25 protein-coding genes are annotated in these 25339 nt (G+C 62.1%); 14 read left to right on the forward strand and 11 right to left on the reverse strand.

Annotated elements, in window-relative coordinates; genetic code table 11:
- Positions 1-238: 238 nt before the first annotated feature.
- The 6 genes from PL79_RS21345 to PL79_RS21370 all read left to right on the forward strand — a co-directional run bounded on the left by PL79_RS21345 (position 239) and on the right by PL79_RS21370 (position 6222).
- A complete protein-coding gene (locus tag PL79_RS21345) occupies positions 239-799 on the forward strand; it encodes a DUF3275 family protein (RefSeq protein WP_044845112.1) in 561 nt (186 codons plus the stop codon).
- A 68-nt stretch (positions 800-867) separates the two neighbouring features.
- Positions 868-1974 carry a DUF6094 domain-containing protein gene (locus PL79_RS21350; protein ID WP_044845113.1) on the forward strand — a complete coding sequence of 369 codons (1107 nt, stop codon included), beginning with the start codon at positions 868-870 and terminating at the stop codon, positions 1972-1974.
- A 76-nt stretch (positions 1975-2050) separates the two neighbouring features.
- Positions 2051-2503, forward strand: coding sequence for a hypothetical protein (locus PL79_RS21355; protein WP_044845114.1), 453 nt, complete (start codon positions 2051-2053; stop codon positions 2501-2503).
- 290 nt (positions 2504-2793) lie between these two features.
- Complete coding sequence (locus tag PL79_RS21360; protein WP_044845115.1) at positions 2794-3405, forward strand: hypothetical protein; 612 nt, start codon at positions 2794-2796, stop codon at positions 3403-3405.
- Between the two features lie 123 nt (positions 3406-3528).
- Positions 3529-5826, forward strand: a complete 2298-nt coding sequence (locus PL79_RS21365) for an SNF2-related protein (protein WP_044845116.1) — start codon at positions 3529-3531, stop codon at positions 5824-5826.
- A 45-nt stretch (positions 5827-5871) separates the two neighbouring features.
- Positions 5872-6222, forward strand: a complete 351-nt coding sequence (locus PL79_RS21370; protein ID WP_082088521.1) for a DUF3085 domain-containing protein — start codon at positions 5872-5874, stop codon at positions 6220-6222.
- 96 nt (positions 6223-6318) lie between these two features.
- Here PL79_RS21370 and PL79_RS36675 read toward each other — a convergent pair whose 3' ends face one another.
- Entirely contained in the window at positions 6319-8496 is a 2178-nt protein-coding gene (locus tag PL79_RS36675) for a nuclease-related domain-containing protein (RefSeq protein WP_235879298.1), read from the reverse strand.
- A gap of 469 nt (positions 8497-8965) precedes the next feature.
- On the opposite strand from PL79_RS36675, the gene PL79_RS21380 reads away from it, so the two are divergent.
- The 4 genes from PL79_RS21380 (at position 8966) to PL79_RS21390 (ending at position 12520) form a co-directional block, all read left to right on the forward strand.
- Positions 8966-10144, forward strand: coding sequence for a conjugal transfer protein TraB (locus PL79_RS21380; RefSeq protein WP_235879299.1), 1179 nt, complete (start codon positions 8966-8968; stop codon positions 10142-10144).
- Positions 10145-10260: 116 nt separating this feature from the next.
- Positions 10261-10407: a hypothetical protein gene (locus tag PL79_RS36205; protein ID WP_193759861.1), complete on the forward strand. Its 147-nt coding sequence runs from the start codon at positions 10261-10263 to the stop codon at positions 10405-10407.
- A gap of 9 nt (positions 10408-10416) precedes the next feature.
- Positions 10417-11289 carry a hypothetical protein gene (locus PL79_RS21385; protein WP_044845119.1) on the forward strand — a complete coding sequence of 291 codons (873 nt, stop codon included), beginning with the start codon at positions 10417-10419 and terminating at the stop codon, positions 11287-11289.
- 16 nt (positions 11290-11305) lie between these two features.
- Positions 11306-12520, forward strand: a complete 1215-nt coding sequence (locus tag PL79_RS21390) for a hypothetical protein (RefSeq protein ID WP_044845120.1) — start codon at positions 11306-11308, stop codon at positions 12518-12520.
- A 56-nt stretch (positions 12521-12576) separates the two neighbouring features.
- On the opposite strand, the gene PL79_RS21395 is transcribed toward PL79_RS21390, so the two are convergent.
- The 9 genes from PL79_RS21395 to PL79_RS21440 form a co-directional block, all read right to left on the reverse strand.
- A complete protein-coding gene (locus PL79_RS21395) occupies positions 12577-12861 on the reverse strand; it encodes an HU family DNA-binding protein (RefSeq protein WP_044845121.1) in 285 nt (94 codons plus the stop codon).
- A 587-nt stretch (positions 12862-13448) separates the two neighbouring features.
- Positions 13449-14027: a single-stranded DNA-binding protein gene (locus PL79_RS21405; RefSeq protein ID WP_044845122.1), complete on the reverse strand. Its 579-nt coding sequence runs from the start codon at positions 14025-14027 to the stop codon at positions 13449-13451.
- Between the two features lie 129 nt (positions 14028-14156).
- Positions 14157-14645 (reverse strand): hypothetical protein, encoded by a 489-nt coding sequence (locus PL79_RS21410; RefSeq protein WP_044845123.1) that lies wholly within the window; start codon positions 14643-14645, stop codon positions 14157-14159.
- Positions 14646-14661: 16 nt separating this feature from the next.
- Positions 14662-15723: a PFL_4669 family integrating conjugative element protein gene (locus PL79_RS21415; protein ID WP_044845124.1), complete on the reverse strand. Its 1062-nt coding sequence runs from the start codon at positions 15721-15723 to the stop codon at positions 14662-14664.
- Between the two features lie 182 nt (positions 15724-15905).
- Positions 15906-17495: a hypothetical protein gene (locus tag PL79_RS21420; RefSeq protein WP_044845125.1), complete on the reverse strand. Its 1590-nt coding sequence runs from the start codon at positions 17493-17495 to the stop codon at positions 15906-15908.
- The gene (locus PL79_RS21425) at positions 17492-17983 is read right to left on the reverse strand and encodes a hypothetical protein (protein WP_044845126.1); all 492 of its coding nucleotides are present in this window, start codon (positions 17981-17983) and stop codon (positions 17492-17494) included. The genes PL79_RS21420 and PL79_RS21425 overlap by 4 nt, the downstream gene beginning before the upstream one ends.
- The gene (locus tag PL79_RS21430) at positions 17964-18629 is read right to left on the reverse strand and encodes a hypothetical protein (RefSeq protein ID WP_235879300.1); all 666 of its coding nucleotides are present in this window, start codon (positions 18627-18629) and stop codon (positions 17964-17966) included. The genes PL79_RS21425 and PL79_RS21430 overlap by 20 nt, the downstream gene beginning before the upstream one ends.
- Complete coding sequence (locus PL79_RS21435) at positions 18626-20380, reverse strand: ParB N-terminal domain-containing protein (protein ID WP_044845127.1); 1755 nt, start codon at positions 20378-20380, stop codon at positions 18626-18628. Before PL79_RS21435 ends, PL79_RS21430 begins: the two co-directional genes overlap by 4 nt.
- On the reverse strand, positions 20377-21255 hold the full coding sequence (locus PL79_RS21440) for a ParA family protein (protein WP_044845128.1): 879 nt from the start codon (positions 21253-21255) through the stop codon (positions 20377-20379). Before PL79_RS21440 ends, PL79_RS21435 begins: the two co-directional genes overlap by 4 nt.
- Positions 21256-21716: 461 nt before the next feature.
- On the opposite strand from PL79_RS21440, the gene PL79_RS21450 reads away from it, so the two are divergent.
- Positions 21717-22163, forward strand: coding sequence for a helix-turn-helix domain-containing protein (locus PL79_RS21450; RefSeq protein ID WP_044845129.1), 447 nt, complete (start codon positions 21717-21719; stop codon positions 22161-22163).
- Between the two features lie 127 nt (positions 22164-22290).
- Entirely contained in the window at positions 22291-22494 is a 204-nt protein-coding gene (locus PL79_RS21455; protein WP_044845130.1) for a hypothetical protein, read from the forward strand.
- A gap of 155 nt (positions 22495-22649) precedes the next feature.
- Here the strand turns inward: PL79_RS21455 and PL79_RS36210 are convergent, their stop codons facing one another.
- A complete protein-coding gene (locus tag PL79_RS36210) occupies positions 22650-22826 on the reverse strand; it encodes a hypothetical protein (RefSeq protein WP_193759862.1) in 177 nt (58 codons plus the stop codon).
- 278 nt (positions 22827-23104) lie between these two features.
- Here PL79_RS36210 and PL79_RS21460 point away from each other — a divergent pair, with 278 nt between their 5' ends.
- Both PL79_RS21460 and PL79_RS21465 read left to right on the forward strand, forming a co-directional pair.
- Positions 23105-24055, forward strand: a complete 951-nt coding sequence (locus tag PL79_RS21460) for a fatty acid desaturase family protein (RefSeq protein ID WP_044845132.1) — start codon at positions 23105-23107, stop codon at positions 24053-24055.
- Positions 24042-25274, forward strand: a complete 1233-nt coding sequence (locus tag PL79_RS21465) for a sodium:solute symporter (protein ID WP_044845133.1) — start codon at positions 24042-24044, stop codon at positions 25272-25274. The genes PL79_RS21460 and PL79_RS21465 overlap by 14 nt, the downstream gene beginning before the upstream one ends.
- Positions 25275-25339 lie beyond the last annotated feature (65 nt).

Raw genomic sequence — 25339 nt, forward strand, 5'->3', positions numbered from 1 at the left:
ACATGCCGGAAGCCTCCGTTCATGAGCTTCCGGGATTGAGCGATGGCTGTTGCCTCGCCGTATCGGTGGCGCATCGCCCTATCAACAAAACCTGCCAGCAAGACCTGCAATGTTTCGTTCGGCGTGTCGGCTGTGCCCTGTACCGACCGCGCAGCGACAGTCTATCCGCACGATCTTTCCTAACCCGCGGGACACCATGCCCGCCAGGGAGGGTCCCGCCTCACTGCGTGGAGGCATCATGATTTCGCTTTCCGGCACGCTTGACGTGCGCACCATCAAGGGCAGCAACGGCCCGTTCCAGGTCGGGGAACTCACGACGTCCGTCGGCGAGTTCAAGGTCAAGGACAAGGTGCTCGAACAGTTCGAGCCCGGCGCCTACACCGGCACTTTTCTGATCGACAAGATCTATCCGCACAGCTACGTGTGGTACGGCAAGGTCACCGTCGAAATCCGCGCGAGGCTCGCCGATGTGCAGCTCGACAACGACGAACCGTTCAGCGAGACCGGGCGCGAGCCCGCCTCGACAGAGCCGGACCCCGTCGACGAGGAGCGCACACCGGGTGCCACAGCCGCCGCGCATGCCGACGAAACGCCGGCGTCCGCGCAAACCGGCGACGATTCCGGCGAGCTGTATCTGCCCGACCTGTTCGGCACCGAACTGGCCGATGCGATCGTCGCCGGGGAGCCGGTGAAGCTCGATCCAACCGTCGACCGCGGCGTATTCCGCCAGCAGCGCGACCAGCTTCGCGCATTTGGCTACGCCTTCCAGGCCTCCAGCCAGACCTGGCTGAAAGCCTGATTCCCATCCATCGACGGTGTGCCAAGGCGTCACAGCGACCGCACACCCGTGACGCAAAGGAGAATCGTATGGCCCTGATCTTTCCCCGCCTCGCCAGAAACTATGTGAAGAACGGGTACTTTCCGACCGACGCCGTTACGCTCGCGCGCGTTATGCCGGCGCTCGCGCTGTCCGATCCTGATCGCCCCGTGCGGCTGCTCGATCCCTGCTGCGGCGAAGGTGTCGCGCTGCAGGAACTTAGGGCTGCGCTTGTTGCGCACTCCACGATGCCCGATGCGGCCCGTGCGTTTGGCGTCGAGTACGATCGCGAGCGTGCATGGCACGCGAAGGACGTACTCGATACGGTCGCGCACACCGACGTCCACGACATGTTCATCACGGCCCGCAGCATGGGACTGCTGTTCCTCAATCCACCGTACGGCGATGTTGTCTCCGACAAGGCGCAGACGGGCGAGCATCAGCCGGATCGTCTCGAGAAGATTTTCTACCTCAAGACGGTCCCGTGGCTCGCATTCGGCGGCGTGCTGGTCCTGATCGTGCCGCACTACGTGATGGACCGCGAGTTCGCCACCATGATTGCCCGCAACTTCACAAAGGTCGAGGTGTTCCTCGCGCCCGACCAGACGTTCAAACAGCTCGTGCTTTTCGGCGTCAAGCGCCGGGCAGATGGAGTCGACACCGCACTGGCCGCGCGCCTGGCGCGCATCCATGAAGGCGAAATGCCGCCCGAACTGCCGGTGAGCTGGACCGCTGTGCCGTACCGCATCCCTTCGCTGGTCGGCGAATACGCCTTCATGTCGACACGGATCGATGCGCCGCAGCTCGAACACGAGCTGAAACGCCTGCAACACGCCACGCTGTGGCCGCAATTCGCCACGATGTTCGCGACGAAGGCTGTCACGCCGCGGCGTCCGCTACGTGATCTTTCCGACTGGCATCTTGCGCTCGCGCTCGCAGCCGGGCAGATCACGGGTGTGGTGACTGGTGCTGACGGTACGCGCCTGCTGATCCGCGGCGACACCATCAAGCAGAAGGAACAGGAAGTCCAGATCGAGGAAACCGACAAGGGCGATATCCGGACCACGATCCTGATGCGGGACCGGTTCGTTCCGACGATCGCGGGCATCGACTTCACCCCCGGCCCGAACCTGGGCCGGATCGTCACGATCCGCTAGCCCGGATCACCTTCATCAACCCCGCGGGGCCACGCCCCGCAGGGACGGGTTACCGCACCTCCAGGACACCCATGTCATGAATGAGATGAGCCTCACCTGGCAGGCACTGCCTGCCTTCATGGTCGGCTACAGCCTTGACCATACCCACCGCGTCGTCGTCGGCATTCGGGCTGCCAGCGCCGACGCAGCTTGCGCCATCGCCCGTGCGGCATTCGACGCCGGGACATTGTGGGACGACACGCCGGACATGCCGCTGCTCTACGACGATTACGACGAGCTTGACGGGCAGGTCCTCAACTTCGATGCCACGTCAGTCGCAACGTGGCCAGCAGCCGATGTCTCGGTACGCGCAGTAAGACTCCATGCCGCTGCGCATCGGCTGCTCGCGTTCGCACGGCTTGCCGACAGACGGTTGCCGGTCGCAGCGGCAATCGAAGCGTGGCATCCCGATGCCCTGGTGCCGATGACGGTCACCGCCCGGCAGGCGCGTGATCTCCGCGCACTGCTGGGCACGCTGGATGCCTGCTGACTCGCGAGTCCATTGCCGGACATCCCTGTGCGCCCCTCGAATGGGGCGCTTTCCCGGAACGTCCCATACGGCGTTCGGGGAAAGCGTGATTCGCAGCCCTCATTTCCGCTGATCTGCCGGCCGCAGATCCGTTGTCGCCCGTCACGCGGCACCTTTGCACCACCCGCAGCTTTCTTCCGGCGCCTTCGTCTGCGCGGCTGCAGCTTCGTTCGCGAAGCCTCGGAATTTTCCCCAACCGGCCCGGGTCCGCACCCGGTGGGTGCGCCGGACATTCAGACTGGAGCACCCCCATGCTGTATCCCATCAAGGAATTGCAGGACATCTTCGTCGACGCCTGCGTGCGCGCACCCAATGGCGAACTCGTCTTCGTCTCCGTCTTCGGACGCGATGGCGCCGTTCAGCAGCTGTATGCCTCGCTACACCTGGGCATTCAGGAAGGCGGCATCCGGCAGCTCACGCTGCTCGATCCCGACAACAGCCAGCCGGTTGCGGCCGTTCCCGTCGGTGACCCTCGGCGGCTGGACAAGTACAGCGGTCGCCTGCCGAAAGACAACCTGTTCGGCAACCTCGTCCATACCTGGATTTACGACGAGTCGCTCCTTACCCCATCGAGAGCCGCAGGCTCGGCATGGCTATTGGTCGATCGCGAAACGCAGGTGCACGACGACGAGTCCCTGCAGGCCCGCGTCTGGTCACTGATCGAACAGCTCAGTCCAATACCGCTGCTGCCGCATTGGCGTACGCCGGTGCTCGACGCACTTGGCAGTCAGCTCGTCGCCCATCTCGGCGACGCGCCTTATGCGCCTGTCGGGCGCATCCACGCTTCGCAGGTCACGCTCCCCGACACGTTCGCGAAGGCGATCTCTGAATTCGTCAGCAGAGCAAAGCTCACGCTCGACTGACGCGCAGTAGCACTCATCCAGACCGCACGAGCCGCACCTGCGGCCCCCGACATTTCCCCCAACCTGCGGGACTCACGCGTCCCGCCAGGGGAACGTGCGACCCGCGTCTTATGGAGACGTATCATGGAAGATCTACAACTCGCTGTCATCGATAGCAACACCCCCGGTGACGATCTGGTGAGCGGCAATCAGTCTCGTGACGTGATTGCCCTGCCGGACTTCATTGCGAACTTCGGTGCCGGACTGCTGGAGGCTGTCCGCCAGCAGAATCCGTCAATCTATGATGGCCAGCGTCCACAACGCTGGGACGCGCTACTGGATGCACTTTCGCGCCAGCCGTTTCCGGCGCAACGCGAGGTCATCCATGCGATCACGACGCTGCTCACGCAGCACGTGCCAGGCGGTGTCATCAATGCAGAAATGGGCACCGGAAAAACGCTGATGGGTATCGGCGTCGCGGTCCTGCTGCATCACGCCGGTTATCCGCGCACGCTCGTCATCGCGCCACCGCATCTCGTCTACAAATGGCGACGCGAAATCAAAACGACGGTACCGGGTGCACGCGTCTGGATTCTCAACGGCCCTGACACGCTGCGCAAGCTGCTTCAGCTGCGTGTCATGCATTCGAAGCCAACGGTGCCGGAATTTTTCATTCTCGGTCGCGTGCGTATGCGCATGGGCTTCGACTGGAAGCCCGCCTTTGCGCGCCGCGTCGCCACTCTTGACATGGAGACCGATGCAGTCACGCGCGTCTTTGCCTGTTGCCCCTCGTGCGGCGAGTTCGTCTGCGATGAAGACGGCAATCCACTGACGCCCACTCTGGCCCGCCCCGCACTCAACGAAAAGCGTCGGGCGTGCGGTTGCGGTGAGCGGCTATGGACCCTCGCGCCCAAAGGCCAGGGCACGCGAACGATGCGCGAATTGGTGAAGGGCGCGCTGTTGCAGATGCCGACCGTTGGCGAGAAGACCGCCGAGCGGCTGCTTTCCCGCTTTGGCGAGTCGATGCTGGCCGACATGCTGCAGGATAATCTGTACGAGTTCATCAATCTGATGGACGACGGCGGCGAGCTTGTATTCTCGGACCGGCAGGCCAAGCGCATGGAGCGTGCGCTCGCCCATACCGAAATCTCGTTCGGACAGGGCGGCTATCAGGCCTCTGAATTTGTCAAACGCTATCTTCCTCAGGGCTACTTCGGTCTGCTGATCGCGGACGAAGGCCACGAATACAAGAACGAGAACTCCGCCCAGGGACAGGCCATGGGTGTGCTGGCTCGCAAGGCCTCGAAAACGCTGCTGCTCACCGGCACGCTGATGGGCGGCTACGCCGACGACCTCTATCACCTGCTCTATCGGCTCAATCCGTCCATGCTGATCGAGGATGGTTTCAACTACAACAGCAACGGCTCGATGGCGGCCGCAACGATGGCGTTCATGCGCGAGCATGGCGTACTCATCGACATTCACAGGCAGGTCGACGAAGGTTCACACCGCACCGCGAAGGGCGACCGCAAGAGCGTCTCGACGGTGAAAGGCCCGGGCTTTGGCCCCAAGGGCATCATGCGGTACGTCGTGCCGTATACCGCCTTCCTGAAGCTCTCGCAGATCGGCCAGAATGTCTTGCCGCCCTACGACGAATCGTTGCTCTCGGTCGCAATGACCGACGACATGGCGGCGGCCTATCGTGCGCTCGAGTCGACGCTGACATCGGAACTGCGCGCTGCCTTACGCTGCGGCGACAAGAGCCTGCTCGGTGTGGTGCTCAATGCTTTACTTGCATGGCCGGAATGCTGTTTTCGGCCCGAGCTCGTACGTCATCCGCGCACCAAGCGCATCCTCGCCAGCGTGCCTGCATTGCTGCGCGACGACCAGCCCGGTCCTAAGGAGGAAGCGTTGCTGCGTCTCGTGCGCGGCGAACGGCTGAATCGCCGGCGCACGCTGGTCTACACGACCTATACCGGCACGCGCGATACGTCGGTGCGGCTGAAGAACCTCTTCGATGCAGTGGGCGTCAGGGCATCCGTGCTCCGTGCGAGTGTCCCTGCTGAAAAGCGCGAGGACTGGATCGCGGACCAGCTCGAACGCGGCGCCGAGGTCATCATCACAAACCCGGAGCTGGTCAAGACCGGGCTAGATCTGCTCGAATTCCCGACGATTGCTTTTCTTCAGTCGGGCTACAACGTCTATACGTTGCAACAGGCCGCACGCCGCAGCTGGCGTATTGGTCAGACGCTCGACGTCACAGTGCGTTTTCTCGGGTACGAGGGGACCGCGCAGATGCGGTGTCTTAAGCTGATGGGACAGAAGATCGCCGTCTCGCAGTCCACCTCCGGCGACATGCCCGAGTCCGGTCTCGACATCCTCAATCAGGGCGGAGAGAGCATCGAAGTTGCGCTCGCGCGGCAACTGGTGAGTCAGGAATAACCGGGAACCTCATCTCCCACCCCATCCCTCATGGAGGAATTCATCATGATCCACTTCCTGGCCGCTGATCTGCGTCCCGTCATCTCCGAAGCCCGCACACAGCAATGTCGAATCGTGTTGGTCAAGGATCACGGCGTCTACATGCTGTCGGAGAAAGGCGAAATAGAAAACGGCCGTAGCAGGATCATCGCGTGGGCTGTCGAATGCAATCCCGATACGGTGCCATTCGCCGACTGGTGGGAACGCGCCCAGGCGGAATTCGGCGGCGATGATTTCGTCGAGTATCTCGATCGCGACGATGCGTTCTTCGACCGCGTGATCGCCGAAGGCTTCGATCTCCAGATCGAAGCCGACACCGGTTACCTCTACATCAACGCTGTCGCCCCACGCTCCTGAAGGTCTCCTTCCTTTTCGCTCCCGTTCAAAGCGACGCGCCTGATCCCTTCCGGGACCGGGCGCCTTTTTTTGGTTCAGCCGGACCGGCGCGCCGGATTAGCTTAAGCAGCACTTCTTGTACTTGCGCCCACTGCCGCAGTGGCACGGCTCGTTCCGACCGAGTTTTGTGGAGCGCACTTTTCGAGTTACTTGGGGAAGAACATCGCGCACCTGAGATGCCGACTTCATGTCGGCTGTGAGCCGCTCCATCTCATCGGAGGCTTCCCACGGGAAGTCCAAAGTAACGCCGAACTGGATTTCGCCATTCGGGCCCACGGAGACTCCAAACCACTGCGCTGCACGTTGCCGGTACTTGCGTTTGGCACAGTGGGTCTCCAGCACGGCAATCGCTTCGGGAGACGGCATTGGATTGCAATGGAAACTAACCCCGCACGGTGGTGTGCTCGATGCAAGCGTCACGTCGTGTCGCTTCCCGTCGAGCTGAGTCTGCCGCGTGATGATCTCGAGCACGCGATGGACGTTCATACACGAATCTTCGTCCATCGAAAGCAGATGGAACCCGAGTTCTAGCGTTGCCGGGTCCGCCTTGGTTTCGATCTCCTTGACGAGTCGCTCGTAGCGCGTTCCGCGCATCTTCGTGAGAATGCCAACCGGCGTGGCGTCCCCTGGCTGGTTATCCCTGCGGACCAGCATCGCCGTGTCTAGGTCTTGCGCGATGGAGTCCTCGAGGATGACACTGTCGTACTCCTCATCCAGCCAGAGATTTTGCTTCAGGTGGTAACCGAGCACGGTCAGCTCATGCCCGCTCATCAGTTTGTCCGAGACGCTCACACGCAGCTTCACATAGCTCAGGAGTCGCAGCGGTGTCGTCAGCATCTCCGTCAGCGTGTCGAGAAGGAACACGTCCATTACGAACGGAGGTCGGATGACAGCGGTGGTCTGGAATTTTAGGAACTGGCTCGCCTGAAAGGCCAGAGCCGGATAGTGTTCTGACACGAGGCTGAACAGGAAGACCTCTTTGATGCTCGGGGGCAAGTCGATTTCTTTTTCTTTGTCGTCCACTAAGCGACATCCACCAGCGAGAATCTCGTTGGCGCAAGTCCAACCCTGGTCGTAGGAATCTTGGATGGCGGCAGCGAAGTCCGCCTTCAGCTGGTTGTCATTTCCCTTGCGCGCCGCGATGGTCAGCTTCTTCGACTTCGCCTGCACGATGATGAGTCGGTCCGCGTAAATGACCAGAACGTCAACCTCACCCACGATGTCCTTGCCACGATGCAGATTCACATTCGTATGGACGTGCTCGCGGCCGAAGACCCCGGCTAGCCGGCGCGCAGCGAACTGCTCGGTGAAGGCGCCGCGGTGCTTGGCGGCCGCCGGGCGATAGGGTTTGTCGTCCCACATCCAGAAGAACGGAGACTCATACAGAGCTTCGTAAATGGCGTAGTGCGAGAAAAGCAACACTGTCCCGCGGTCAGTCGGAAGCAGCGGCCGGGCGGCGACCTCATTGAAATCACCTACCTCTTCGAACGCCGCATTGTTTCCCGTATAGAGGAAAGCGCGGAAGAACGCTTCAGCGACGTCTTGCGCAACTCTACTGCGGAACGCCACTTCATCCAACGAGAACTCGAACACGGACAGCCAGGTCTCCGGCTGGGCCTTGGCAGTTCTAGCGTCCTCGAAGAGCCGCGTCCCCTTTTCGTCCATCAACGCGCACATCGTCTTGGCGATGGTCCTCGCTTGGCTGGAGGTGAAGCCTTTGGCCTTGAGCATCCAGTCGTCATCGGCCCCGTACTTCTCGGGCACAAGGTCCCTGTACTGAAAGGTGTAGGCCGACTCAGTGCCATAGAAGATGGGCTCTCGCATCCCCGGGCCATGCCACGGGTCTGGCGGCTCGGTCCCACCCTTCACCGCCTCGATCATAGCCGCGAACATCGGGTAGGACATCGCGTTGTGAAGCTCCTGCATGAGGACATCGGTGCGTTCGACGTAGCCCTCGATCACATCAAACGGCAAAGGAGATAGGTCTAACGGCTTCTTGGCCATCAAGCCTATTAGCGTTGTCACTTCCGTCCGAATCAGCCGCTCCCTACTGAACAACCGGTCCATGTCGGACGACTTCAGCTTGCCCTCGATGGGGATGACGTTGTCGCGATGACAGATGCGTGCGACTGCATGAACGTATCCAGGCGATGCAGCTAGGGCGGCCAAGTCCTCAAGAATTTGGGATTCTTCCCGCGGTTTCTCCATGGCTCCACCTTTCAAGTTCGAAAGCATTTTCTGCGAACCTCGTTCGCGCCGATTATCCGCTTTGCTTCGAAAAGGCGAAGTTCGAGGACCACCGGATGACCAACGAATTAATCTCCAGTGGCCGGCATGGCCCTCCGAACGACCGGTTCCAGGCTTGAAAGAGTCAGCGCACCCGCCACATCGAAAGGCGGATCCCGGCCGTTGAACCCTAGACGAAGAACAACCCTAAACGAACGCCGACAGCTTCTCTCTGCGTTCCTCGCCATTCCGCAAAGAGCCCTTTTTTGTGTCGGTGCCTTTTCTCTCGACGTCGCGCGAACGAAAAAGTTGTCCTATGCTCGACAGTGCAGCGTGCGCAACACTGGGGAAGCGCGGCCGGCATCGACCGTGCCGCTAACTTGTGCATTCCTGCGGACCCATGTTTTCGCGGCCCCCACTTCTTCCGCCGACGCGGGCACCTGTTCGATCTCCCCCACGCAGCCTTGCATGTGCGACGTTGACCGCCATCGGCGCGATCGTGGCGCTATCCGCATGGTACCCGGGGCACTGGCAGGTGCTCCTGTTGCTCCTGCCAGCCGTATGGTCGCGCGCACGGGGACGCGCGTCGGCGCTCGCGATCTGGATGGGCTATTACCTCGCTGGCGCGCGCGATATTCCCCTCGTGTGTATGCGCTTCTTTTCCGGCTATGGGGAGCTGACGCGAGCCGAAGCGCTTATGCTCGGCTTCCTGTTCTGGATCGCGCAGGCGTGCGTGCTCGCGACACCGTGGGCCGTGCTCAAGCCGGAGCCGAATGCGGGCGCCGCACGCTACGCCTTGTGCGCCGCTGTCGCGACCGTGCTGGTGACCGTACCACCACTCGGCATCATCGGCTGGCTATCGCCGGCATACGTCGCCAGCACCCTGTTTCCTAGCTGGAAGGCGCCGGGCCTGATGCTCGGTGTGACCGCCATCGCGTGCGTGGCCTCTATCTCACACGGATCTCCCGTCAGATATGTCACAGCGCTGCTGGTGATCCTGTCCGCCGTCGCGCACAGTGTGGTGAGCACGCCAACTGTACCGTCCGGGTGGGTCGCACTCGACACACAGTTGGGCCGGTTCGATCAGTCCAGCTACGCGTTGCTCAACGTTCGAACGCAACAGGTTCAAGCCATCACACGACGCGCGTTCACCGCAGGCGCCACCGTCATCGTCCTGCCAGAGGAAATTATGGGGCTGTGGCGCCCGGCGATGGACTACTGGTGGCGTGACGACATGCAGGCATTGGCTACGGCGAAGCGAACGCTGATCATCGGCATGGACCTGACCGTGTCCGCCACGCCGTTCCGGTACACCGATAGCGCAGTCATCGTTGGCGCCAGCCACGGGCGCATCGATAGTCGCCAGCCGGTGCCCGCGGCGCTATGGCGCCCCGGCGCGTCCATTAGTGCGATCCGCGGCGGCCTGATGCAACCATACATCACGGTCGCCGGCAAACGCGTGGCCTTCTCGATCTGCTATGAGGATCTGCTGTGGTGGCCGCACTGGCGCGTGCTGCTGCAATCGCCCGATGTGCTCGTCAACCTGTCCAACGGCTGGTTCGATTCCGACCTCGCGCTCGCACACATCCAGCGCCAAGGCATCGCCGCCGTCGCCCGCCTGTCCGGTACGCCATTGCTGGGTGCGGTGAACCGGTAGCTACTGTTGCCGCAGACAGGCGTGGGATAATTGTCCATCGTTCCGCCCCAGCCGTCCTGATGCCGAAAGCCGACCGAAGACGAAAGCGATCCGTGTGCCCACCAATCGGTGCGCTGATGCGCTACCAGGACAGGATGGTACGCGTGGTGGCCGAGGCGAGCGGCCAGCGCGCCGTCATTGAGTCCATCCTCGAAGACGGCCGCCCGTTAAGGAGTGTCGTGAAGTGGGCGAACCTCGCACATTCTGGCGACCAGCTCTTCTGAGCACCACCCATGCAACTCGATATTTTTGACGACAGCCGTGATGTGATGCTGCGCAACGATGTCCTGTCAGCATTGCAACACCACAATGCCGCAGTCGCCCGCGACGCGCTGCAGATCCTCGCGCACGAATACCCTGACGACGTTGCGCTCGTGGCACTGGACACGCTCGTGACTGCCCTCGAAGCACGTTGCAGCAGACCCTTCGGGAGTCACGGCGCCGCACTGTACGAGCGCGAGACGCTCCTGACCCGCGTCCACCCCTCGGCGAGTGACCTGATGAGAGAGCGCGGCGCCATCGCATGGCTGGCGCCCTTGTGGAACGAACTCGCGCAACGCGCCGCGGGTCTGTCGTTCCGTGCGGGTCAGCCCGATGCGCACGCCGCCTCGCTCTACCTGCAAGCGGGCAACTGGAAAGCCGCGGAATCCGCCGTCATGCGCATCGAATCCTGGCGTCGCATTCCTGCGCCGCTGATGTGGATGGCCGAATGCCGGTACCGAATCGACTGTCTCGAAGCCGCCTGGCCGCTTCTGGCCGAACTCGCTTGGCTTGCGCCCACGCGTTTCGATACCCTGTTCTCGCGTCTCAAGGACAGTTCGCTGGATACCCTGCGCAGGGCATTCGACGCGTCGTTTGACGGAAGCGGCGATGTCGTAGACCTGGCGTGGTTTCCCGCGTGGGCGCTAATTCAGAAAACCGGACTCGCTCCACTGCTGAAGCAGGCGCAACCCGGTCATGACACCGAGCCTGAGCGTGCGGTAAGACTGGTGCTTCGGCTGCTCGCGCTCGAGCGCGAAGGCCGTCATCACGAGTTGATGGATAGCCGCCGCGACCTGCTTGAGCTCCACGATCCGCTCTATCGGCTCTACATGAAAACCCGTTGAACGTTGAAAGCCCGCGATGTCACATAAGAACCCACATCGATGGACCTTCGCCGCCCGTTTCCGGCGTAACGCCTTCGGCTGGAAATCCGCGTTGCCGATCCAGCGCCTGAAGGAAGCCGCTGCGGAGATCCGGCAAGCGGCGCGCAATGATGCCATCCTTGCCGCCGACGGCGCGGTGTTGCTGGTGGAGAGACTGTCTCCGGCACTGGAACAGGTCGACAGCTCGTCCGGTGCGATGGGCACCGCAGTCAACCGGACCATCGATGCACTGGTGCCCGTGATTGCTGCCGCAAACGTGGATTTTCCGACCAGACAGGCGTGGCTGGAACGTCTCTTCGAAGCACTGCAGGAAGACCAGATACCGTATATCGAGCGCCTTGCCGACGCATGGGGTGAACTTTGTGCGACACGGGATATGGCAGCCGCATGGGCGGACAGGCTGCTGCCCATCACGGCGCGTGTGATGGGCCCCGACGGCCAGGGTGGATATTTTGTCGGCACAACCGCGTGCCTGAGTGCGCTTTACGTCGCGCTGCGGTTCGACGAACTTCTTGCGCTCGTCGACTCCGCGCGCATGACATGGTGGGCGTACCGGCAATGGGGCGTGAAGGCTCTCGTGGCGCTCGGCCGGCCCGCAGACGCGCTACGTTATGCCGAGCAGTCGCGTGATGCCCATACACCAGAAAGTGCTATCGCCCTCACCTGCGAGACGATCCTGCTCGCCAGCGGCATGACGGTCGAAGCCTACCAGCGGTATGCGATCGCTGCTAACCGCGCAGGGACGTACCTCGCGACCTTCCGTGCAATCGTGAAAAAGTATCCCGGACTGTCAAAGGCTACGATCCTGCAGGACCTCATCGACAGCGAGCCGGGTTCGGAAGGCAAATGGTTCGCTGCCGCGAAGGACGCGGGACTCTTCGACCTCGCGATATCGCTCATCCAGATCAGCCCGACCGATCCACGCACCCTGATACGGGCTGCACGTGAGTTTGCGCAGCGGCAGCCGGCGTTCGCGATGAGTTGCGGCTTGGCTGCGCTGCGCTGGATCGACGCCGGCGCCGGGTATGAGATCAAGGCGGCCGATGTGCTTGATGCCCACGCCGCGCTCACCGACGCGGCCCATGCGAACGGCACGTCCAGCGATACGCTCAACGCGCGACTTAAGGAACAGTTCGCGCAGCACGCCACTTCCGCATTTGTCGGCAAGGTGCTCACGCCATATATCCGGTAGCGACGCGCGGCGAAGCAACCGCCGTGTTTCAGGTAGCCCCTTATGGGACAGCGCGCCTACCGCTGGCCACCGTTGACCGCGTCCTTGAACGCCTTGCCTGCCGTGAACTTGACGGTCTTCGCCGCAGCGATGCTGATCTCCTCACCCGTCGCAGGATTGCGGCCGGTGCGCGCGGCACGCGTGCCCTGAGTGAACGAGCCAAAGCCAACCAGTTGCACCGTGTCGCCTTTCACAACCGCGTTCGTAATCGCACCGATCACGGCATCAATCGCCTCGCCGGTGATGGATTTGCTCGAACCGGTAGCCGATGCCACCGCATCAATCAGTTCCTGTTTATTCATTAACCTCTTCCTCTTTCGGTAATCAAGACTGGCCGACAGCTTTCCTGTCGGGTACGTGGACGGCAGCCGTCGAAAGCCAGACCAGTTACCGTATCGCGAAGCCGGTACGCGCGCAAGCCTTGCTGGGCACCGTCGACGCAGATACAGTCGGAAGATGCCGGTTGCCGCCGACAAGCCTTTGTGCACTCCGTGTCATTGGCACGACAAACGAGAAACATGCGGGACCAGGCGATAGGCGATCCCCTCGAAGCCCCCGCTCCGGTCCGCGCCCTTGTATCACCCGCGCTGAGTGACTCCACGGGCATCGCAAACGTTCAGAAGAAAACTGATACGCCCTAGCAGGCCACCATGACGGCAACAAATTTCAGCAGTAACTCGCATTGCGTAACCGGCGTCGAAGGAACTCTCACGCGAAACTCGAACGAGCCATCCACGAAAGCATGCAACGTAGGGGCCGCGGTGTGCGAGCGCCGCGCCTTCAAACACGAGGGCCCGTAACATGCGCTCTTCTTCGACGTCCGGCCTGGTGGGACAGGCGCCGTCACGTATTGTCGACTCGTCGGTTGGCGCGCGAGTACCGCTGCGAGTCATTGGCCTTGCGCCCGCGCCGCCCGGCGCGAACGCCGGCTCGCGGCTTGCCCTGGGGATGCCGTGTCATCCACTGGGTCCTCAGCAGGGGACTCTCCCTCCGAGGTCGACTCAGACGGATTCGATACGTCATTGGCCGAACCCTCCTGCTCGCCCCCGCCCTCGCTCCGTGATGGGCCGGCGGAAACTTCACCTTCGCGCGACTGGCGCGGCCGATACACCACCTGTTCGATGCGCACGAGGTTCAGCGAAATGGACTCCGCGTCGATATGCGCGCCGGCGTCCGCCTCGTTGTCGCGATTGATCCAGGGGCTGACGTAGAAGTCGCCGCGCACGACGACACTTGCCCCGGTCCGGATATGCTGAAGCACTCGCTCGGTGAGGCGTTCGTTCCAGATGGTCACGTCGACCGGGAACGTCCGTCCGTCGCGCTGCTCCAGCGTGCCGTCCTCAAGCCGTCGGTAACTGGCGGACATCACGCGTAGTTCGACAATGCGGCGCGTGACGCTGGCGGTGTTGACCTGTTTCATCGTCGGCGATGCCAGCACGTTACCAACGAGTTCTGCATAGATTCCCATTCCCGACTCCGTTCATCAAGGATTGCCCCTGTCTATCGCACGCGCTGTCCACTCCTGCTTCTTTTATTCGGGTGCCCTGCGTCAGCCCGATGTCCGCCAATCACACGCGGACGAAACTCCGCACCTGTCTCACGCCTCATCGCTGCGCCGAATTTTCACCGTGCCGTGCTCCAGGTACATCGCGAGCTGACTCGCGGCATAGCGGAACACCGATTCGAGCGCGTTGAGCTCCTTCGCACGTACTTGGCACTGCGTCAGATAGGTTCGTAGCGGCGCGGGAATACCATTGAAACAGCCCTTCGCGCGCGACCACGCAACAGAATGAGGCTTGCCGCGGACGAACCAGTCGAGGCGATGGCGCGTCGCGCCACTCGCCAGGGCGATCCGTACGCAGCGCATCGACACGTCGAGCCCAGCGCTCGCGCTCTCTTGCGCCAGCGTCTGCATTTCGGTCACCGTCTCCTCGAGCCAGTGCTCATATGAACGCAGCAACACGCGTATCCCGGCGTCGCCCGCGATCCGTGATACAGGTAACGCCATCGCGGGCCCAAGGCCGCCGCTTCCCTTACCCTTAAATGCCTTTGAACGTCGATCCAGATCCGAAGGTCGGTTGATCATTGCCGCAGTCCTCGCATCACTGCACCAACGTTTCTGATGCAGCTTCCGCGACCGCGTCGTCCCCGGACAGCGGCACACTGTCGAGCAGCCGCAGTTCCGCATCCGACAGGCGGCTCACGCGCCGCCGGCTGTGACGTGGCTCATGCGCGCCGGTAAAGACGTCCCGGGGCAAGACACCGAGCAGCGAGCGCGCCGCTTCAACACGTTCGCGTGCGGCAGCATCTGCATTCGGCAGGAAGTCGACGCGCGAAAGCGGCAGCAGTTCGGCGCGCGTGAGCACGCGCTGGCAGTGCACCGCGAAATGGAACACGGACAGGCACCGGTGCTTGGCCGAGCCGATGCGCCGGAAGCCTTCTGTCGACGACATCAGGTCGCGCAACACCGCCGAACGCACGAGTCGCACCAGATAGTCGAGCTCGACAAGCAGCATGACGATCATGTAACCGTATGGCGAGCCGAACTCGAGCGAGACGTGTGCAGGTTCGCGCGATTGCAGCACCGAATACTCGAGGCCTTTTTCGCGCGCGGCATGTAGCAACTGGCGCGCATGCTGCTGCTCGAGTTCGTTCGCGTGCCGAATGCCGCTTATGCGATCCGCAATCTCGATGAGCTTCCAGTCCGCGTACGGATTGTCGTTGCCCGACAGCGCCCACAGCGCGCGCAGGGACGCGGCCACGCGGCGACCGCCTGCCATCGGATGGCCCTGCTCGCCGGGTGCGATCGATCGACCAAGAAAGAGCCGCATCGCATCCCGAGTATGCAACCGCATGCGGTCCACGCCGTCGCTGCCGAGCTGGCCGATTCGGCTGATGGCCTGCGCCTCGTGCGGGCGTACCAGCGGATCGCTGCCTTGTCGCAATGCGTGCGCCTCGCGCATGTGATTCAGCGCCTCCTCGCGTTCGAGAAGCAACTGATAACGCCCGAACAGCGGATCAGCCGGATCAGGATCGCCCTCGACAATGAGGTGCGCGAGAATCACTCGCTCTGCGTCGAGGTCATAGCCATCGGCAAACGGCGACGACGAAGAGCGTGCGAAGGCGTCGGCAGATGGGTCAATAGCGCTGGACGATGGCTCCATGTCAGGCTCCTCAAAGATAGACTTTCAGTGACAACTAACGGCGTGCTCGTCGTGTTACCCGGGGTAACACGCGCGTAATGGGCGGCCGACTGGCCGGGTTGCCGTTACCCCGGGTAACAGCAATGCGCAATGGCAATCACGAGCTCGCATGCGGGTGTGCCCGACAAGCGTGACGGATTCGGTCACACATGGGTGGTCGCCTGACTGACCAACTCGCTCGACGATCGACGCGTCGGCTGATGTGCCATGCGTGCGTGGAGTGCATGGCGGATCGCCGCCAGATGCCGGCAGGCGGTCTCGCGCGTTGATACTGGCAAGTTGCTGGCGTCATGCGCGCTTGGCGAATCCGCGCTCGCGCCCTCGCGTTGCGTTGCCCGCTTCCGCGTCGCGCGTTCGAGATGCGCCCTGGTGGCGATAAAGTCTCCCGCGAGATAGCGGCGCACGAGACCTGCGATGTACGCGACGGTCAGTTGCACCGGCTGGTGGCGGTGACCTGCCGCCATCTCGTCCAGCAGCGTCTGCCGGTCCATAGCAGGGATCCGTGCAAGATGCAAGGCGATCAGTGCGCGGTCATTCTCGACCACCATCGCTGGCCAGACGAGAGCCCCGATGTCATCTGTGGCGAGCCGTTGCGAGAATGGACAATCGATCCCCACTACAACCGGATTCGGCTGCTCACCGGGCAAGATCGCTGGGCCGCCGGTCGTTGTAGTCCGGTATGTAATCCTTCCGTATACGCGCGCGTCTGCAACGCACGTTTCCCGCCATCGGTAATGGATCAAACCCGCCGACCACAGGGGCGCCGCGGGCACATCGAGACCCAGTCGGACACTTCCGGTTGGCGACTTTGGGCGTTCGGTCGTCGGTGCGATTACCTGCGGAGTATGAACTGCAATGCTGCCCGGATAGCTGTTACCCGGGGTAACAGCCGACGGTGTCGCTGCCGGGGCACGCTCGTCTTCTTCGCGCAGACTCTGCGCGAGCAGGCGCTTGCGCGTCGCGAGCCGCTCGCGCATATCACCGCGCGACACAATGCGTTCAAGCTGGCGCTTCAGTTCGCCCGCGTTGAGCTGGGTGAACACGCGCCGCCCCGTGCACTGGCGCGTGAGCTCACGAATCAGCCCCTGGCGCACGAGCCGCGCTCTCGCGTTCTCGAGCTGGCGCCGGTTCAGGCCGAGCGTGCGCTGCCATTCGCCGGCCGTGAGCGTGAACCAGGTACATTGCCGGTCGGCCTCACGGCGCTGCAGCTGCACCATGCGTGAGAGCAGCAATGCCGCGTTCACGTTACCGACCAGGTCGACAAAAATGCGCCGGTACGCGACAGTCGGCCCAAGCAAGGCGTCGCCCGCGAACTGATCCACCCGCATCGCTTCGATGGACGATGGAAGCTGCGCGACCATTGGGCAAGTGAATTGAACTGCATTCGAGATTGCTTCCACCTCCAGCCGGTAGTGCATACGCGCGGGTTGGCCACCGCGCCATTCCGTCAGCAGTTTCATGCTCCGCAGGCGTCGCCGCGCATTTTCCTGCTCCTCACGCGACAGCCCCGTCTCCAGCAGCCAGTGTTCGCGCGTTTTGTGGACCCACCCGCCGTTGGCGTCCACATCACGCCCGCGGCGTGTCCAGTACACGAGCTGCGATAGCAGGAGCGCCTGCTTCGGATGCCCTGTGATGCGGGCGAGCCGTGTTCCGAAAGCAATGGGCCGGTAGGGCCTCAGCATCGCCCACATCGCTTCGAACTCAGTGATATAGGGATGGCATCCAGGCATCATGATTCAACCTCCTCCAGCCGTTCGAGCTGGTCCGGATGGCACGGATGTACGGGCGGCCAGGCGATATGGGCCGTTCGTTCCTCCGCCTTGCGCTGAAGTTGCGCGACGACGGCCGGCCATAGGACGCGGAACTCGTCCGCCTGGAGCGTCTTTCGCCGTCTATGCGCGATCAGCCCTTTCGATCGGAGTACCCGCCGCGCGGCGCGCTGCTGCAGCTCAGTGAGCGCCAGTCTTCGTTCGAGCTCATCGGGCGCGACCAGAAGCCAGGCATGCTGGCGCCCCGTATCGCTTTCAAGCGTCGACAGTTCGGTGAGCATTGCGGCCGCAGCGAGGTCGCCGCAGATCTCGACGAAGCAGCGGTCGATCGTGATCGGAACATCGAGCATCGAGAGAACCATTTCGGCCTCCGCAGGCGGCAGTCCGGGCGAATCCTCCCAGGTCTTGCCGGGAAGCAGATTGCCTTCCGGATCAAGTCGCATGTCGTACATAGTGAGGCTCCTGATGGGAAGAAGTTGGGCGGTAGGCCCCGGTGTCCGCGTTCAGTGCGGCGAAAAGCGTGGCGAGCGACCATTGGCCATCACATCGCTCATGCAGCGCCAGATACCGTTCGCGCAAATCGACGATGTCGTTGAGCGTGCCCCACGCATCGAACAGTGCATCCAATTCGGACAGCGAGAGTGCGCGCGGTTTCGTCGGCGCGGCGACATTCAGTTCCGACCGCATTTGCGTGATCGTTGCGCGCGTCGCCGTGCGGAAAAACGCGCGGATCATCGGGATGCTCGCCTGCCTTTCGACAAACGCGTGCAACAGATCGTGATCGCGCCACTGCCGTTCGATCAGTTCGCAGCGACGCTGCAACGCGCCGGCGTCCACGAAGACACGCAATGCACCGGCGCTGAGTAGATCGCGCGCGAGCGCTGGCGAGCGGGCATCGCCGAGCACACGCCGAACTCCGTCTGGCAATCGGTCTATCCGTGACGTCGTATCGATCGAACCTGTTTCACATGAAACTTCGCGATCCTCCATACCTGCAACGGCGCGCCGATTTGTCGTGCAAGCGAAGGCAATGAGCTCGAGCAGCACGAAACGTTCGAGCGCCTCGCTTTCGAGACGCAGGAAGGCCCTGTCCATCATGGCCCCCCTCGCTGAAGCCGCTCGTCAGCGCCGGGTTCGGGCCAGCGTGTCAGCGCAAACCGTTCGGGATAGGCCGCGCGGAAGGCGCGCGCCACGCGAATGAGCTCACCCCACCACTGACCGATTGGGTGATCTGGATTCAGCATGACGTCGAACATCACGTCCATGCGATCAGCGAGTAACGGCTCGCCGACGCTCGCGTCACATGTATGGTTCCACGCCTCATCATCGCGAGCCATGTGCGCAAAGAGACTATCGGTGGGCACGCGTGTGAGGCCTGTTGCAGTGTTTTGCCGGGACAGGCAGACCAGCCACCACCAGCCGAGATACCGTGTGAGTGCAGCTTCATCACGCTGCACGTCAGCGTCGGGAGAAGAGCGCGCCCTGCCCGGTGGTGGCGGCTCGATCAAGAACCCGTACGGCAATCCAGGCGCATCACGCACGCACCCATCGAGACCACAGTTCCGTGCGAAAGCGAACACAGTCTCCCGGAAGATCTCACCTTCCTGCGTCGGCGGCGCAGTTTGCGGAATGCGCATCCCGTGAATATCACCAGCCATCAGTATGGACCCGTCATCCGGTGCCCGTTGCAGGCCATCCGGCGCCGTGCCCGTTTCGGAAGGCTGTTTCTCGAAAGCAGTCGGGTTTGACACAGCCCCGCTCGCGGCCTGCGCGGCTCGCACATCGTCACCAGCGCCCTGATCCGACGAGGCCGATGAACTCCGTGTTGTCGATGCTTTATTCGTTTCTGGAGCAGATGCAACGGATGACGTTTCACGTCGCGCCACTGGCATGCCACCTACTTCACGCAGGTCGTCGGCTGCGGCATCTGGCATCCGCTCGAGCAGATGACACATCCGGTTGAGCGCGCCGCGCGGCACGCCAAGCTCGCTCGCCAGGCGTAGTCGCAGTCCGTCCACCAACTGTGCAGCGTCGAATGGGACAGTCCTTTCCGGCGCGTGCTGCGCCACAATGCCGATATCGTCGAGACTGCAGCGGGCAGCAATGCCGGTCAGTTGCGGATCGAGCACCCGCTCCTGCATCCAGCGGTCGTCAAGACCCAGGCGGCGCGTCAGGCGCAGTAATATGCCGATGCCGGGCTGGATTACATCGACGAGCGCACGGCGGCTCAGATACACCGTGGCCGGTCCGAGTGCCGACAGCCGGTCGACCGCGAACTGGAACAACGCGAGCAGCACGTGGCTCACGGGTGCCCCTTCCTGTTCGAGCAGCCGCGAGAACTCGCGCAACGACAGCGTCCCGCCCCGCTCGGCCTCAAGATCCGCCTTTAGCGCGAGATAACCGTTCGCCTTGTCCCAGAAGCACAGATCGGCGCGCTGGTCGTTCTCGCGGAGGTGAGCGGCCAGCAGCTTCGCCTCGCCAGGATACGGCACATAGAAGAAGTCATAGTAGAGAAAGCGGTCGTCGCGCGTTTCGTCGTAAAGGGCCGTCGCCGCGGTCACGCGCGAATTGCCGCCCTTCGCTACCAAGTAGCGCGTTGCGCCCGGACGGCGGGTCACCGTCACGATCTGCTCGATGCCGTTGGTGCGGATCGACTCCTTGAGCTCCACGATGCGCTCATGCGACGCGCGACGTGGATTGCGTTCATAGGCCATCACGTCCGTGATCTTGAGTCGGATTACCGACGTGAGCTGCGGATCTGGCGTGCGCGCGCCCGGCGGTAGCACGTCCAGGCGCTGCGCGGCGAGACGCTCACGTGCTGCACTGACCGGCTCTCCCGGCGCGCTCATGCGACTGCTCCCTGTCCGCTGTCAGCAGGCGCCGCGCAGTCGATCGCGGGCCGCGGAGACCCCGCATAGACGTTCGCAAGCGACGGGAACAGTTCCCACGCGAGGCGATGCATGACGTTCCAGGCCGAATTGTCGAACCGCCGTCGGCGATCGAAGTCGTGGACGGGAACGCGCGCCGTCGCAGCTGCCGCATACGCGGCGGCAGACGGAATGACGGTTCTGAGCACCCTTACCTTCGGATGACCAGTGAATCGCTCTCGCAATACAGCTGCAAGTGCCCTCGCATTGGTGGTGCGTTCATGCGCATTGATCAGCGTAAGCAAGTCGCCCGAACGGAATGATTCGCCGAAGTCGGCAAGCCGGTTAAGTTCGCCGAGCATGGCAATCGTGCCCGTGGCGAATTCGCCAGCGCTCAGCGCATCTGGCTTGACGGGCGACACCATCACGTCGGCCGCCATCGCCGCGGACTTCTGCAGTTCGCCGATCGCGCCTTGCGTGTCGATCAACACAACGTCATAAGGCTCCATGAGCGGGCTGCGCATCGCCCGGCGCAGGATCATCAGGCGATCCTCACGGCGATTGAGCCACGCCTGTAGCGCAGCATCCGGCGTATCGGAATAGATCAGATCGAGATTCGAGAAAATCGTGCGACTGATACAGTCGGCCGAAGGATTGCCGCCTGAAGTCACGACGGCAGTCAGACCTTGCGATGAACGGTAATAGACGGGAAAGAACTTGCTTAGACTCGGTTGGACATCTGCATCGATCGCGAGAACCTTCAGGCCGAAGGCTGCGAGCAGGCCGCCAAGATTAGCGGCGACGGTCGTCTTACCGACGCCGCCTTTGGTGGAGACGAAGGAGATAACAACCGGCACGATGGGATATCCAGTATAGCGTCATCGCTTGAGTGGAAATTCAGAGAATGAAACAGAGGTTGCGCAGCTAAGTCGGGGCGTGAGACGGTCCGTGTTGATCGCGGGCCGCGTCCTCAGTGGTGTCCAATGCGGCCTCGCTACCGCCAGAGTGGGTCAGTTGTGAGGCGATCCATCTTTCATACTCATCGACCGGGAAAAGACGACGGCGCCCCACACGAATTGATGGTGGCATCGGCAGCCCGAGCGTCAGGCGATTACGTGCGGTCGCCGGTGCGATATGCAGCTCGTGCGCGATTTCTTCCAGCGTGTAGAAGCGCCTGCTCGTCACTTTTCCTCCACCACACGTCGAAGCATCGCCTGTCCGCCAACGGCTCTTTTCGTCCAGGCACGTCGAAGCTTGTCCATTACTCGAACGTACCTATAATCAAGGTACGAAATCACTCTAGGAAGGTGAGAGAAACATGTCAAGCACCGCGGATCCCGAGGCGTATCATCAGCGCGTTTCGCAGGTGCGCGAGCACCTCGAACTTTCGCAGGACAAGATGGCCCGTCAGCTCGGGCTGTCTCTACGTGCCTATGCGAATTACGAGCGTGGCGAGCGCACGATCCCCGTCGAACTGCTGCGCGCGCTATACGAGCGATTTTCGGTGGACCCCATATGGCTGCTGGCGGGCGACGGTCACATGATTCTCGATCGTGATGTGCGGTACCGGCTTGATCAGAAAACACTGGACAGTGTGATGGAAGCCGTCGAGCGGGTCGAGCAACGCCTTCCGGTGCCCCTCGATGCAAGGAAGAAAGCGCGGCTCATTGGGCTGCTCTACGAGCAGTGTCAGCTACTGGGAGAGAGCGCCGACGAAATCCTCAAGGATTCGCGCATTGGTCGCCTGACGCGGCTGTCTCGCTGACGTCGACAACGCATAAAAATGTTGAACAGCGCGCAACGGCTACCCACGAGGGATTAATCTTCGGACTTACCGGTTTGCCGCAGGTGTCTATATCGGCAACATCGTGCATTCGTCGTGGAGATCGGTCATGGCACGACTGGAAGACCTGCAGGAAGAACTCGAACGGCTGGGTAGGGAGATCGAAGAAGAGATCCCGCGCACGCGTGGTAACCGTTCGCGCACTTCGGCGCCCTCGGATGAAACGCCCGTTAATATCCGACTCACCATTCCGCGAGACGTACATCGGCTGCAGATCAGCATCTCGATGGAGCAGTCCGTCAATGACGTGTAGTGATGATGCTTCGCGGTCCGCTCCTCGTCTGTCGGATATGCGTGCCTACAGCGTCATCGTTCTTGGCTCCATTCTTCCTCACCGCAGTCCGACAGTCTCATCCGATCCCCGGTCCGCGCAGAACCCGCATCGCATGAGTTTCGACAGTCGCATGCTCAGCAGATATCGTCGCGAATCGCAGCAAGACATGCGTGACCCAAATATACCGGAATCGTCAATCCTCGCTTGATCCGTTTCATCCTAACCATCACTTGCTCTCGCGTCTGAAACGCGAAGAGATTGCCCGACGCATAGGCCATGTCACGCAGCGCCAGATTTTCGGCGGTACGCATGGCCCACTTTCCACCGTCAAGCGCGTACACATTCGATCCCCCGAGCACCCAAATGCCGATCATCTCACGCCCAATCTAAACGCCGTCTGATTTCAATGCGTCGAGAGACCGTTGTGCATGCTGCTTCCGAGAGCGCAACGTTGTGCAAATTTGTAGAACACGGCACTGCGCGACGGAACGTTTCGTAAGATCAAAGCTCATTTCGTGCTTTGCCGCCGGCCTGCACTTTGCGCCTCCGGCCTCGGGCACACGATCATTCATAGATCGGGAGGTCACCCATGAATCATCGCGCCGTAATGAACGACCAAGATCTCATCCGCTCGTCATTTCCCGAATGGAGCGAACTACACCAGGCCATGACGTCGCCCGACGTCTTCAAGGTCGTGATCGACATTATGTTCGACTGGTTGACCATCGCCGCCGCCATGCTGACCCTGCATCGTTTTGGATTGTGGTCGGCGCCTGCGGCTGTTGCATGGATTGGCAACCGGCAACGTGCGCTCGGTGACCTGCTACACGACGCCGCGCATCGCAACCTCGCACACTCGAACGTCGTCAACGACACGCTGACGCGTCTTTTCGTTGCGCCCGCGCTCTTTAACAGCCTCACTCTCTATCGCGAACTTCACGCACGCCATCATGCGTGGCTGGGCGATCCGACGCGCGACCCTGACTACATCGCCGTTCAGCACTATCCCGGCGAAAGCTGGTGGCGACCATTTCTCAGAGTGCTGCTCACGCCGGCCGCATGGCACGGCTCAACGTTCGGGCATCTGCATCGAGTCGGCTGGTTGCAGGGTCTCGGCGTTGTGGGATGGTGGGCGGCCATACTGGGCGCCGTGACGCTTGCATGGGGCATCCATACGGCGGCACTCTTCTTCGGCATCTGGATGCTGGCGAAAATCACCATCTTTCACGCGATCACCACGTTTCGCGAGCTGTGCGATCACTTCGGCCTGCATCCGGGCGGGATCTTCCATTACACGCGCGACATCTCTTCCCACAGCCTATGGCGCTGGATCATTCATCCGCGCAACAACGGCTACCACCTCACGCATCATCTGATTCCGTCGATTCCCTATCACCGCCTCGCTCGCGCGCAAAGGAAGCTGCTGGCATTGCCTGCCTTCGCCGGCACGGCCAGAGTCTGCCACGCGTATTTTCGCGGCCCTGATGCGGTGGTCCGCGAATGGATCACGCCCTTGGGAGCAAACAATGACGCAGCTTAAGCTTGGTGCCGTTGGTGTCGGTTCACTACTTGTCTCCGCGAGCTATGGCGTCGCGTTCCTGCTGGGCTCGGGCGAGATGGCTGTCCATGCCGGGATGGCAGGTAGTCTCTATGCGATCGTCACCGCACTGGGCATGCTGGCGCTTGCGGCGCCGACACTGTGGCGGACACGGGAACTCATCTGGGACGTATTCGGCGACCGCTATGGAACAGTGGTCCGCAAGCTCGTGGCGCTTCTGTCGCTCGTTTGGATGTCTGGCGTCCTTGCCGCCCAGATTCACGGAGGTATCGCGGTCCTTGTGGCTATGGGACTCCCAGCAATGCCTGCGCTGGCAGTCATTGCGGCCGGCTTGCTCATAATGTCTTCTCTTGAACTCGGCATGGCAGCGACGGTCTTTGTAATCAGCCTGTTAGTGACGAATATCGCCCTTGTACATGCCCTCGTCGCGTCGAACGGCCTCCCCGTGTATCTGCACGCATGGCCGTCCTTTGCTAGCGAAGTGCGCGGAACTCCACGAGCGGAGACCCTGGTGACCATTGCTGCAGTCGGGTTTCTGGTGATTACCGGCTCGGACTATCAACAATTTGTCATTGCAGCGCGCCGACCGCGAGACGCGTGGCTCGGCTGCGTGCTCGCGGGCCTCTTTCTCACTGCCACGGGATTTCTTCCGGCCGCAGCCGTTGTCGCAGCGCTACATGCTGGAAGGCTGTCCGGCCTGCACGACAGTGCGAGCGCGATCCCTTCGCTAATCCTACAAACTGGCGGGCCGCTGGGTCCGCTGTGCATCGGCGTCATCCTGCTCGCTGCGCTCGGTTCGGGCAGCGCCCTCACACGAGCGATGGCATGCGCACTGGAAGGAGTGGTGAAGGGCGGTGGCCACCGCGCCCACTACCGACGCATTTTAATTATCGCCATTGGATCTGCGATTGCGGCCGACGGGCAGGCGATCGTCTCTACCATCGTTTCACTGAACGTCGTTTACGTCGCCGCCGTCGGGTTGCTATTCATCCTTCACGAGACCGGGCTGAAGGTCCCTCCTCGCTGCGCAACCATGATGTTGCTCGCCGGTGCTGGCGTATCATTGCTTGTTGCCGCCATCCATTGGACTGGCATCTTCGATGTCGCGGGTTGGCTTCCGCTGCCGGCCGGCCTTCTTGCATCCTCCTGCATGTTGCTTACCTGGCAGATAATGTTTGGTATCAGGCGGGTACGCGCCTAGATATCGCGCCATGCGGGCTTCTGTAGACGACGACGCCTGACGGAACCTGGGCGGATCACTGCCAG

Origin of the sequence: Burkholderia sp. USMB20 (assembly GCF_000949135.2) — a bacterium.
Taxonomy (GTDB): domain Bacteria; phylum Pseudomonadota; class Gammaproteobacteria; order Burkholderiales; family Burkholderiaceae; genus Burkholderia.